This window comes from Acinetobacter sp. ESL0695 (assembly GCF_029392135.1).
Taxonomy (GTDB): domain Bacteria; phylum Pseudomonadota; class Gammaproteobacteria; order Pseudomonadales; family Moraxellaceae; genus Acinetobacter; species Acinetobacter pollinis.
The window spans coordinates 951,106-962,491 of sequence record NZ_CP113932.1 but is presented as its reverse complement, the minus strand read 5'-3'; the positions used below and the strand labels follow the sequence as shown (position 1 = coordinate 962,491).

9 protein-coding genes are annotated in these 11,386 nt (G+C 36.4%); 7 read left to right on the top strand and 2 right to left on the bottom strand.

Annotation, left to right across the window (positions count from 1 at the left end; translation table 11 throughout):
* The first annotated feature begins 64 nt into the window (after window positions 1-64).
* Window positions 65-2,254 (top strand): TonB-dependent siderophore receptor, encoded by a 2,190-nt coding sequence (locus tag OZX61_RS04590; protein ID WP_277095447.1) that lies wholly within the window; start codon window positions 65-67, stop codon window positions 2,252-2,254.
* Between the two features lie 134 nt (window positions 2,255-2,388).
* The gene (locus OZX61_RS04585) at window positions 2,389-3,189 is read left to right on the top strand and encodes a peptidoglycan DD-metalloendopeptidase family protein (protein ID WP_277095446.1); all 801 of its coding nucleotides are present in this window, start codon (window positions 2,389-2,391) and stop codon (window positions 3,187-3,189) included.
* Between the two features lie 19 nt (window positions 3,190-3,208).
* Here OZX61_RS04585 and OZX61_RS04580 read toward each other — a convergent pair whose 3' ends face one another.
* A complete protein-coding gene (locus OZX61_RS04580) occupies window positions 3,209-3,634 on the bottom strand; it encodes an OsmC family protein (protein ID WP_195771871.1) in 426 nt (141 codons plus the stop codon).
* A 143-nt stretch (window positions 3,635-3,777) separates the two neighbouring features.
* On the opposite strand from OZX61_RS04580, the gene crp reads away from it, so the two are divergent.
* Both crp and OZX61_RS04570 read left to right on the top strand, forming a co-directional pair.
* Window positions 3,778-4,476, top strand: a complete 699-nt coding sequence (crp, locus tag OZX61_RS04575; protein WP_195771870.1) for a cAMP-activated global transcriptional regulator CRP — start codon at window positions 3,778-3,780, stop codon at window positions 4,474-4,476.
* 67 nt (window positions 4,477-4,543) lie between these two features.
* Window positions 4,544-5,593, top strand: coding sequence for an NADP(H)-dependent aldo-keto reductase (locus OZX61_RS04570; protein ID WP_277095445.1), 1,050 nt, complete (start codon window positions 4,544-4,546; stop codon window positions 5,591-5,593).
* 38 nt (window positions 5,594-5,631) lie between these two features.
* On the opposite strand, the gene OZX61_RS04565 is transcribed toward OZX61_RS04570, so the two are convergent.
* Window positions 5,632-6,420, bottom strand: a complete 789-nt coding sequence (locus OZX61_RS04565; protein WP_277095444.1) for a M48 family metallopeptidase — start codon at window positions 6,418-6,420, stop codon at window positions 5,632-5,634.
* Window positions 6,421-7,130: 710 nt separating this feature from the next.
* Between OZX61_RS04565 and OZX61_RS04560 the strand changes: the two genes are divergently transcribed.
* The 3 genes from OZX61_RS04560 (at window position 7,131) to OZX61_RS04550 (ending at window position 11,357) form a co-directional block, all read left to right on the top strand.
* Window positions 7,131-7,790 carry a hypothetical protein gene (locus OZX61_RS04560; RefSeq protein WP_277095443.1) on the top strand — a complete coding sequence of 220 codons (660 nt, stop codon included), beginning with the start codon at window positions 7,131-7,133 and terminating at the stop codon, window positions 7,788-7,790.
* 90 nt (window positions 7,791-7,880) lie between these two features.
* On the top strand, window positions 7,881-10,637 hold the full coding sequence (gene mgtA, locus OZX61_RS04555) for a magnesium-translocating P-type ATPase (protein ID WP_277095442.1): 2,757 nt from the start codon (window positions 7,881-7,883) through the stop codon (window positions 10,635-10,637).
* A 6-nt stretch (window positions 10,638-10,643) separates the two neighbouring features.
* A complete protein-coding gene (locus tag OZX61_RS04550) occupies window positions 10,644-11,357 on the top strand; it encodes an MgtC/SapB family protein (RefSeq protein WP_195772196.1) in 714 nt (237 codons plus the stop codon).
* The last annotated feature ends 29 nt before the right edge of the window (window positions 11,358-11,386 follow it).

The following is an 11,386-nucleotide window of genomic DNA, read 5'->3' as shown; positions in this document are numbered from 1 at the left end:
ATCTGCGACACAAAAATATGTCTAATGAGAATTATTAGCATTAATATTAACCTTAGGAGTTCGCATGTCGCCTATCCATCCACCTCTATTTAAAATGAGCCTGATTGCTTTACTCATCTCTCAAGTTCAAATGACATGGGCAACTGAGGTTGAACCTAATACGACTTCAACTCTCCCTACAATAAAAATTGAAGCAATGAGTGAGCTTGATCCTGTAAAAAGTTATATCGATTATGATGAAGCAAATGTCTCTCGTAATGGGTTAAAGAAAAAAGACATTCCTCAAACAATAGATACGATTGATGTACAAAAATATAAGATCTACGGCACCAACGATTTAAGTGTTATGTTGCAGGGTACACCAGGCGTTTCGACTAACTACGACATGCGTGGTGATGGTATTACGATTCGTGGCTTCAATGCAGATACAGGCGATATTTACCGCGATGGTATTCGCGAAAGTGGACAAGTTAGACGTAGTACAGCAAACATAGAACGTATTGAAATCTTAAAAGGTCCTGCTTCTGTACTATATGGTCGCAGCGCAGGTGGCGGTGTGGTAAACATGGTCAGTAAAGAAGCCAACTTTAAGTCTAAAAGTACAATTGGTATCTATGGTGGTTCTTGGGACAACAGAGGAACTACTTTAGACTTAAACCGTATTATTAATGATAACTGGGCGGCACGACTAACCAGTGAATACTCAGAAACAGATAGTTTTCGTAAGGGCATTCATAACCGCCAAGTCATGGTTTCACCTAGTGTGACATACCAAAATGATGATCAGACATTAAAATGGACAACCCAATATACGTATGACAAATTACATCGTATTCCAGATCGTGGCCCAGACTTTACAATTTTACCTGCAGGCACATCCATTAAGACAGCTTATGCACAAAATGGCGACTACGTCGACGATGAATTACAAACCGTAAGAACCGATTTAAAATATGAATTTGTACCCAATTGGAAGTTTCATTGGGCATTAAGCTATAGAGAAGCCAAACAGAATTTCGATCATTTTTATGCAGGCTCTATGTGTACCACAACGACAAAACCAACAGCAACCAATGCAGGCTGTTACCAAGGCTATGTTAAACAAATTTATTACTGGCAAAAAACTAACAATAAAACCACCACCAATACATTTGATATTTCAGGTGAATTTAATACAGGAAGTATTAAACATAATTTACTCATTGGTTCAGATATTTCATACGAACAACGTGAACCGTACCTAGCAAATACCAATAAAGATGGCTCTTTAATTTATGGTTTTGTAAATCCACTCACAGGTGATCGTTTCAGCTCACGCGGTTCAGGTGACCTACAATATAACACGCATAATTATAACGAAGGTACGACCTACGGCGTATTTATACAAGATCTGATTTCATTCAATGATCAGTTCAAAGTAATGCTTGGTTTACGTTACGATTACTACGATTTTTCATCTGATAAATATATTGGTAAAGACAAAAGCGGAAAAATTATTCCTATTTCGGAACATCGCTCCGAAACGAATGGTTCAACCAGTCCAAATATCGGTTTTGTATGGCAACCTACGGAAAACCAAAGTTTCTATGCATCGTACAGCAAGAGCTTTGCACCATTTGGTGGCTCAATGGCTGTAAGTGCTGTGCCATCTAGCCAAACTGCTGCCTTAGATTCATCACCGCAATACAATGAACAATATGAAATGGGTGTTAAAAGCACATGGTTTAATCATCGCTTAAATACTCAATTCTCTATCTATGACATTCGTAAGAACAATATCCGTTACCAGCCAGATTCTCAAAACCAACCAGACTACTGGGCTGTTGCTGGACAGCATGAATCTAAAGGCTTAGAGTTTAGCTTTATTGGTCGTCTAATCGATAACGTCTTTGTGCGTGGTGGCTATGGTTACACCGATGCAAAAGTGAAAAAAGATAAAGCAACACCAACAAATGTAGGTAATAGATTACCGTTGGTTGCAAAAAACACAGGAAACTTATTTATTCGCTACTTACCTACAGATAATGTATATGTTGAAACAGGCGTTACTTATATGGGTTCGCAATACACAGGAATTACTAACGTCATTAAAATTCCTGGCTTTAATCGTTTAGATGCGGCTGTTGGTTATAAAAATGAACGTTGGGGTGTTACTGCAGCTGTAAACAATCTCACAAACAAATCTTACTGGCGCTCTGTCGCTATGCCAGGTACACCTCGTAACTTCTTAGTCAGATTGAATTACGAGTTTTAATAAAACATCAAGATTGCGATGGCCTTTGTTCATCGCAATCCCACTTATACATAACAATTTAATACTAAAATTTTTAGACAAAACTTATAAATTATCGTTAAATAAAAGTTAATCATTATTTTATCTTATAAAAAATGCACAAGCTCATTGCCCTTTCATTTCTTACTATACTATACACGAACACATCATTCGCTGCGCTTCCTGAAAGCTCACTTCGTCCAGGCGGTATAGCTATTATCCCCTTAACAGACCAAGTACAACATGTTTCCTATGAAGATCATCGTGTTTTAATCACTGAAGAAAATAACAAGAAATATGCTGTTGTCGGAATTCCTCTTTCAACACCTGTCGGTACAATAAACATCAAAGTAGATCAAGAAATTATTCCTTTAGATATTCAATCTTATCCTTATGCAGAACAGCATATCAAACTTAAAGATCAGCATTTCGTAGAACCATCAAGTGACCAATTAGCACGTTATAAAACAGAAGCTCAAGAGCAAAACTTAATTTATACGTCTTTTAGCCAAAGTAAATGGAAAACACTTCCACAATTTATTACACCAACTCAAGGAAAGTTTACCAACTCCTTTGGAAGAAAACGTTTTTTTAATAATGAGGAACGAGCACCACATTCAGGTTTAGATATTCCAGCACCAATCGGACAAAAAGTAATTGCACCAGCGGATGGGACAGTGGTTGGTATAGGTCACTACTTCTTTAATGGTAATACAATTCTTATTGACCATGGCCAAGGTTTAATTAGTATGTTTTGTCATTTAAGTCAAATTGAAGTACATAAAGGACAAGTGGTTAAACAAGGTGAAGAAATAGGAAAAGTCGGAAAAACGGGCCGTGTTACAGGCCCTCACCTACATTGGGGTATGAGCTTAAATGATGCGCGAGTCGACCCACAGCTTTTCTTAGCCCCATAAAAGTAGCCTTTGGCTACTTTTATATTTGAGTTTCGATAATCTCAAAATCATGCGTAATTTCGACACCACCGTCTGAAAGCATTTTACTTGCAGAACAATATTTCTCGGCAGAAAGTTCGACTGCTTTAGCAACTTGTTTTTCTTTGACGGATGTCCCAGTTACCACAAAATGTAAGTGTATTTTTGTAAACACAGCAGGAACTGTCTCAGCCCTCTCTGCCTGTAGTTCACACTTGACATCAACCACATCTTGACGGGATTTTTTTAATATCGTCACAATATCAAATGATGCGCATCCTCCTAATCCCATTAGAATTAATTCCATTGGACGAGCACCGCGGTCTTCTCCACCGTAACTTGGTGCACCATCCATAATTATAGTGTGACCGCTTTGAGATTTGGCTTCAAATGCAACATTCCCAAGCCATTGAACTGTTGACTGCATTGCAACTACCTAAAAAAAATTATAAATTACATGAGTGTTCAAAAGTATATTAACATACTTTACGCACAAGGAGTTTCCACACACTCAGTTATGAGTGAAAGACATCGATGTGTCTATTATACTAAATATCGGAATAAACAATCATGGTAGCTAATTTTCGTCCATTTGCAAACGATGCACTCTCTCCCAACCAGCTCCCTGAATCTATCAAGGCCTTACTAAAAGTCGCTTATATTAACCGCTATGCAAAACGCACAACGATTATTGAAGCAGGTAAAGAGTCTAAATCGCTTTACCTTGTTTTAAAAGGTTCTGTGTCAGTTGTTCTTCGTGAAGATGATGAACGTGAAATCGTCATTGCATACTTAAATGCAGGTGACTTCTTTGGTGAAATGGGTCTATTTGACAATGAGTCTCATAGAACAGCTGAGGTTCGTACACGTGAAGTATCTGAGATTGCTGAAATCTCATATGAACACTTTACAGAGTTAACGAAAGAATACCCTGACCTTAATTATGCCATTTTTGAGCAACTCACTCGTAGACTCAAAAATACAACACGTAAAATGACTGATCTAGCATTTATTGATGTTACTGGTCGTATTGCACGTTGTCTTATCGATCTTGCCCATCAGCCAGCAGCAATGCTATTGCCAAATGGTCGCCAAATTCGTATTACACGTCAAGAAATCGGTCGTATTGTCGGCTGTTCACGTGAAATGGTTGGACGTGTTCTTAAAACCTTAGAAGAGCAAGGTATGATTGAAACAGAAGGCAAAGCTATTCTAATTTACGACAGTGCTTTAGAAAGCTCAAGCGAGCCACAACACAAAGAAAGTTAAGACAAAAAAGCAAATCTTAGGATTTGCTTTTTTATTCTCTTATATTTAAGTGCATCAGAGGTTTAATATGAAGTTCAACCCACTCTCAGATACCCACGTAAAACTTCCTGAAGTATGTCTAGGTACAATGACTTTTGGTGAACAAAATACACTTGAAGAAGCTTTCGAACAATTAAATTATGCGCTTAGCCAAGATGTACATTTTTGGGATACTGCTGAAATGTATCCTGTTCCTCCAAAAATAGAAACACAAGGTAGAACAGAGGAAATTATTGGAGAATGGTTTAAAAAAAATAAGAACAGAGAAAATATATTCTTAGCTTCAAAAATTGCAGGACCTGGCTTTGGTGGGAGTCATATTCGTCATGGAGAAACCAAATTCAATGCAAAAGATATTGCAAATGCATTAGATGGCTCTCTGAATAGGCTAAAGACAGATTATATTGACTTGTATCAATTACACTGGCCAGAACGTACAACGAATTTCTTTGGTAAACTCGGGTACGGCAATACACTTGCAGAAAGTGAAGCACAAATCACAGCCTTTACTGAAACGCTTGAAGCATTACAACAAGAAATCAAGCATGGTCGTATCCGTCATATTGGGCTATCTAACGAAACCCCATGGGGTACTATGAAGTTCTTACAAATTGCTGAAAAATTAAATTTACAAAAATTTGTCAGCGTACAAAACCCTTATAGCTTATTAAACCGTACATATGAAGTCGGTATGTCTGAAATTGCGAAATATGAAAATGTAGGCCTCTTAGCCTACTCACCCTTGGCGTTTGGAATGCTTTCAGGTAAGTACAGACATGGAGCAAGACCTACTGGAGCAAGAATTACCGAGTTTTCACGCTTTACTCGCTATACGAACCCGCAGTGTGAATGGGCAACTGAACAATACGCTCAACTTGCAGAAAAGCATGGACTTTCATTAGTACAATTGGCACTTGCTTTTATTAAACAACAGTTTTTTGTCACCAGTACCATTATTGGTGCCACTCACTTAGATCAACTTAAAGAAAATATTAGTGCATTTTCTGTCGACCTAAGTCCAGAAATTTTAGAAGAGATTGAGCAAATTCATAAACAACAGCCTAACCCTGCTCCATAACCTCCTCTTTGAGTAAAGATGAATATCATCTTTACTCATTAACGTTGCTGTATGCGCTGATTATAAATTGCCATAGCTGCGGGTAAGTTCTTTTGCATTGCTTCAATTCGTTGAACATTTGATGGATGCGTAGATAAGAAACTTACACCACCTTGCCCTTCTAATTTATTCATTTTTTGCCATAAAGTAATTGCAGCTTGAGGGTTATACCCTGCTTTCGCCATCAGAATTAAACCGCCATAGTCAGCTCTTGTTTCTAAGCTTCTTGAATAAGGTAAGCCTACACCTACCTGACTTCCTAAATCTAACGCGGCTGAACCAAATTGTCCCAAGCTTTGACCTGCATAACTTTTTCCTAAATTAACAGCTAAATTTGTTAAAGCATCTGCTCCAATTTTATTTTTAGAGTGCTCCTCTAAGGCATGTGTCATTTCATGCCCCATAATTGCGGCAATTTCTGCATCAGTTAGATTTAACTTATTCACAATACCTGTATAGAAAACAACTTTCCCACCAGGTGCCACATATGCGTTTAAAGTATCGGACTTAAGTACAGCAAGTTGCCATTGAAAGGCTTGACCTGTTTGATTCATCTGATTTGCATAAGGTTCCATTCTCTGTAAAACAGTACGAATACGTTGATAGGTCACAGATGAAGTATCCAATACACCTTTTTGTTGAGCCTCTTGTTGCATTTTTATGAAGCTCTGTGCCGAACTCGCATTTAAAGTTGCTGAATCTGCTCCAGACATATCGGCAATGGTCGTACATCCACTCAATAATACGATACAAGATACCAACCCAATCTCTTTTATATTTTTATACATCGTCTGTATTCCATACTCTATTTTTTTAGATTATATCTTGGAATATAGCCATAAGAAATAATACAATTCTTAAAGAGATATTAAAATAATAATAATTATTGATTTAATTAAAATAAATTTTATTCAAAAAATTTAAACACACCCAATTAAAATTAAAACAATATTAAAATAAGAACAATAAGCTAAAATTACATTACAAAAAATAAATATTAAAAATAAGTCATTATTTAAATTCAACTTTTTATTAAAAAAATAAAAATAATAGAATTAAAAAAATATTAAAATACAAAAAAAATATTAAAATAAAATGACAAATAAATATTTTATTAAAATATTTACGCATAAAAAATATAATAAAAAAATTTAAAAAAATACTATTGTATAATTTTTTATACACGGTATACTTTACGCAATTTTTAGAGACGCGGAGACCCTCAGTGGGAAGTTGTTCGAGGTTTAGGTGTAATTTTTACACATTGATTCACTAATCTTGTAAGTATAGCAACACTACCTCTCTTAGGGTAAATGCTATCTTGCAATGAGATAGCATGATCAAAAATATTACTAAATCATATTTAATTCATTTAAGTTAAATAGAACTTACAGCAGCTATATTCGATAGATATAGATTCTGTGCGTTTATACAATATTTAAATTAATTAATCACAACCACTTAGGTCACATTCCGCCTCAGTCATGGGGACTAGGCAATGTTTCATTACATTTTTACAATATCGCTATATGTATGCATTATAGGTATTGCAGTTGCTACACGCTTTGCGCAAGCAACGCCTTTGTACAATACAGATGATGCACAAATCACATCAGAAAAGTCATGCCAGTTCGAAATGAACCAGCTATTCAATACCTCTGATACTCAATTTATTTTAAATCCAGCATGTACATTCAAAAATGTTGAACTATCTTTACCCATTACTTATGACGGGAAAGATACGCTTTATGCTGCCCAGCTAAAACATCCACTTTATTTGTCAGATACTTTCGGTATTGCAATGAGTGGAATGTACCAACCCTCTCAATATAATTTGACATCCCTTTGGACAGTCAATCTTCCTCTTTCTTTTTATCACGTTTATAGCGATCTTCAGCTCGATGTAAATATTGGTTGGTATCAAGAAAATCATCACCAAGGCGATCTCTCTTGGTCAATCGCTGCAACGAAACCAATTACTGAAAGACAAAAAATTGGTTTGGAATATTATAAACAACCCCCTGAACAGGAAAAAATTCAAGCCGTTTGGAGCATAGATGTTGTTCCAGATAAAACCAGTTTGTACTTATCTTATGGTCAAAGCATTCGATCATCAGTATCTCATTGGTTCGGCATCGGTTTAAGTTTCGCAATTTAATTCAAACGTCACACTTTTCACATTATCTTAGGGCTTAAATAAAAAATTAAGCCTTACAGACAGCTGCTGTCTAAAATAAGGAGACCCCATATGATTCGTAATCTCTGGGAACAGCTATTTTCACGGTTTTTGAAAAAATATCATCTTACACGTTACTTTTCAAAATCTGCTTCATTTGATGAGTTACAACAAACAAGCTATGCACAGCAGGTTGGTGAACAACTCACAACGACACTGAAACATGCTTCAAAGTGTTCTGTTGATGAACTAGTTTTAGAGAAAAAATCACATATTGAAGGACTTGATGAGCAAGAAGCTGAAATACGCCAAAAACACTATGGGCTGAATGAACTACAATCGGAGAAGCCTTTAGCATGGTGGCAACACCTTTGGTACTGTTATAAAAATCCATTTAATATTTTGCTCACACTTTTGGCTATTATCTGTGCATCTACAGATGATATGAAAGGTACAATTGTTATTTCTACAATGGTTGTCATTTCAACTATTCTAAGATTTTGGCAAGAAGCCAAATCCAATAAAGCTGCAGATGCCCTTAAATCTATGGTGAGTAATGAAGCATCTGTATTTAGAAGAAACTCAGGCTCAAAATTTATAAAAAACGACGATGCTATTTACAATACTAAAGAAAATAAAAATCTAGTCGATATACCAACAAAATATCTTGTCCCTGGCGATATTATTAAACTTTCAGCAGGTGACCTTATTCCAGCCGATTGCCGTCTTATTGAAACAAAAGATCTTTTTGTATCTCAAGCAGCAATGACTGGTGAGTCTATGCCTGTTGAAAAGTTCGCTATACATGAAAGCGAAAATGCAAATGATACGATGGCTTTAGACAATATTGTATTTATGGGCACCAGTATTGTTTCAGGAACTGCGACAGCAATTGTACTCACCACAGGAAACCAAACTTATTTTGGTGCGCTTGCAAAACGTGTTACGGATAATGATCAAGTAGTTACCTCTTTTCAAAAGGGGGTAAATAACGTTAGTTGGTTACTTATTCGCTTTACAATGGTAATGGCACCAATTGTTCTTCTCTTAAATGGTTTTACCAAGGGAGATTGGACAGAAGCATGCTTATTTGCACTTTCAATTGCAGTTGGCTTAACACCAGAGATGTTACCTATGATTGTGACATCCACACTTGCAAAAGGTGCAGTATTTCTGTCTCGTAAAAAAGTTATTGTAAAGCGTTTAGATGCTATTCAGAATTTTGGTGCCATGGATGTTTTATGCACAGACAAAACAGGTACGCTAACGCAAGATAAAATTATTCTATCTAAACATACCGACGTGATGGGACAAATTTCTGAACCAGTATTATTGCTTGGTTATATCAACAGCTACCATCAAACAGGATTAAAAAACTTATTAGACTTAGCAATTTTAGAGCACGCCTCATCTGAAATAAAGATGGAAAAACTCAGCTATAATAAGCTTGATGAAATTCCATTCGACTTTAACAGACGCCGTATGTCCGTCGTCGTAAAAACACCAAAGAAACAAGCACGTATTATTACCAAAGGTGCAGTCGAAGAAATGCTCAACATTTGTAGTCACGTTGAGATTAATCATGAAATTGTGCCTCTTACTTCCGAGCTATCAAAAACTATTCTGACGAATAGTCAAAACTATAATAAAGATGGTCTACGTGTCATTGCTATTGGTTATCGAGACAGTGAAATTGAAGAAAACAAGACTTATGGCATCAAAGATGAGCAAGGTCTAACACTTGCAGGTTTTCTTACGTTCTTAGATCCTCCAAAAGATAGTTCAGTAAAAGCAATTAAAGCACTTCACGATTACGGGGTAACAGTAAAAGTACTCACTGGCGACAATGAGTTCGTCACTCAGAAAGTTTGTCAAGAAATTGGTTTACCTCACGAACATATTGTACTTGGTGAAGACATTGATGATATGTCACCTGTAGAGTTCAAAGAAGCTGTAGAAAAATATCAAATCTTTGCAAAGCTTAATCCTATGCATAAAGAACGCATCGTGACACAGCTTAAAGAGAATGATCATGTGGTTGGTTTTCTTGGAGATGGCATTAATGATGCTGCTGCACTGCGTACTGCCGATATTGGTATTTCTGTTGATACTGCAGTTGATATAGCAAAAGAATCTGCAGATTTAATCTTGCTTGAAAAGAGCTTAATGGTACTTGAAGAAGGTGTTATTGAGGGTCGTCGTACCTTTGCCAACATTTTGAAATATATTAAGATTACAGCAAGTTCTAATTTCGGAAATGTATTTTCTGTTCTTATTGCGAGTGCATTTATCCCATTTCTTCCAATGCTTCCAATTCACTTACTGGTACAAAACCTACTCTATGATGTATCACAAATTGCAGTTCCTTTCGATAATGTCGATGAAGAAGCACTTAAAAAACCGCAACGCTGGGAGGCTAACGGACTAGGGCGCTTTATGATTTTCTTTGGTCCAATTAGCTCAATTTTTGATGTGACAACATTCCTACTTATGTGGTTTATTTTTCAAGCAAATACACCAGAACAACAAACACTATTTCAGTCTGGTTGGTTTATTGAAGGATTACTCACGCAAACCCTTATTGTACATATGATTCGTACACAAAAAATTCCATTTATTCAAAGTTGTGCAGCCTTACCACTACTGGTGATGACAGCAGTTATTATTATGATTGGTATCTTCTTACCAATGGGACCACTTGCAAGTTACTTCTCTTTACAACCTTTACCGCTTAGCTATTTCATTTACCTACCAATCATTTTATTGGCATACATGGTACTTACCCAACTCCTTAAGAAGTTCTATGTTAAACGTTATGGATGGCTGTAATTTATGATGCAAAACTCAAGCTACCTTCACACAGAAAATTTAGTGAGCACACTCATTAGCCTAACTACTGCTTTTGTGTTAGGTGGGCTTATCGGGTTTGAAAGACAATATCGACAACGAACAGCAGGCTTAAGAACCAATGTACTTGTTTGCCTCGGTTCTGCTGCCTTCGTTGATACAGCCATGTTATTGGATCATGGCTCGGGTGCTGTCAGAGTAATTTCATATGTTGTTTCAGGAATTGGTTTTTTAGGCGCAGGTGTCATTATGCGTGAGGGTGGCAATATTCAAGGTTTAAATACCGCTGCAACCCTCTGGTGTTCTGCTGCAATTGGTGCAGCAGCAGGATCGGATCTGATTTTAGAATCAATTATTGTAACTCTATTTATTCTTGCAGCAAACACACTGCTTAGACCTATCGTACACTTTATGGATCGTCGTCCATTAGATGTAGAAACTGAACTACTAAATGTTATTTATGTTGTTTGTGACCGTTTGCGTAGCAAACAAGTGATAGAGCAAATTAACATTGCGCTTAAGCAGTATAACTACCCTGCAAAAGACATTGAAATTGAACCTTTTGGTGAACAAGATGTAGAAATTGAAACTACCTTAATTTCAACATCTATTGAACAACAAGATATGTTCAAAATACTTGAAGTACTCAATGCGATGCCTCAAGTTAGGTATGCCTATTGGGATAAAAATACCATTAATTAATTTCATTTTAAATATAAAAAACCGTAGCT

Coding starts and splice junctions, on each gene's coding strand:
- OZX61_RS04590 (WP_277095447.1), top strand. CDS start 65: ATGTCGCCTATCCATCCACCTCTATTTAAAATGAGCCTGATTGCTTTA.
- OZX61_RS04585 (WP_277095446.1), top strand. CDS start 2,389: ATGCACAAGCTCATTGCCCTTTCATTTCTTACTATACTATACACGAAC.
- OZX61_RS04580 (WP_195771871.1), bottom strand. CDS start 3,634: ATGCAGTCAACAGTTCAATGGCTTGGGAATGTTGCATTTGAAGCCAAA.
- crp (WP_195771870.1), top strand. CDS start 3,778: ATGGTAGCTAATTTTCGTCCATTTGCAAACGATGCACTCTCTCCCAAC.
- OZX61_RS04570 (WP_277095445.1), top strand. CDS start 4,544: ATGAAGTTCAACCCACTCTCAGATACCCACGTAAAACTTCCTGAAGTA.
- OZX61_RS04565 (WP_277095444.1), bottom strand. CDS start 6,420: ATGTATAAAAATATAAAAGAGATTGGGTTGGTATCTTGTATCGTATTA.
- OZX61_RS04560 (WP_277095443.1), top strand. CDS start 7,131: ATGTTTCATTACATTTTTACAATATCGCTATATGTATGCATTATAGGT.
- mgtA (WP_277095442.1), top strand. CDS start 7,881: ATGATTCGTAATCTCTGGGAACAGCTATTTTCACGGTTTTTGAAAAAA.
- OZX61_RS04550 (WP_195772196.1), top strand. CDS start 10,644: ATGCAAAACTCAAGCTACCTTCACACAGAAAATTTAGTGAGCACACTC.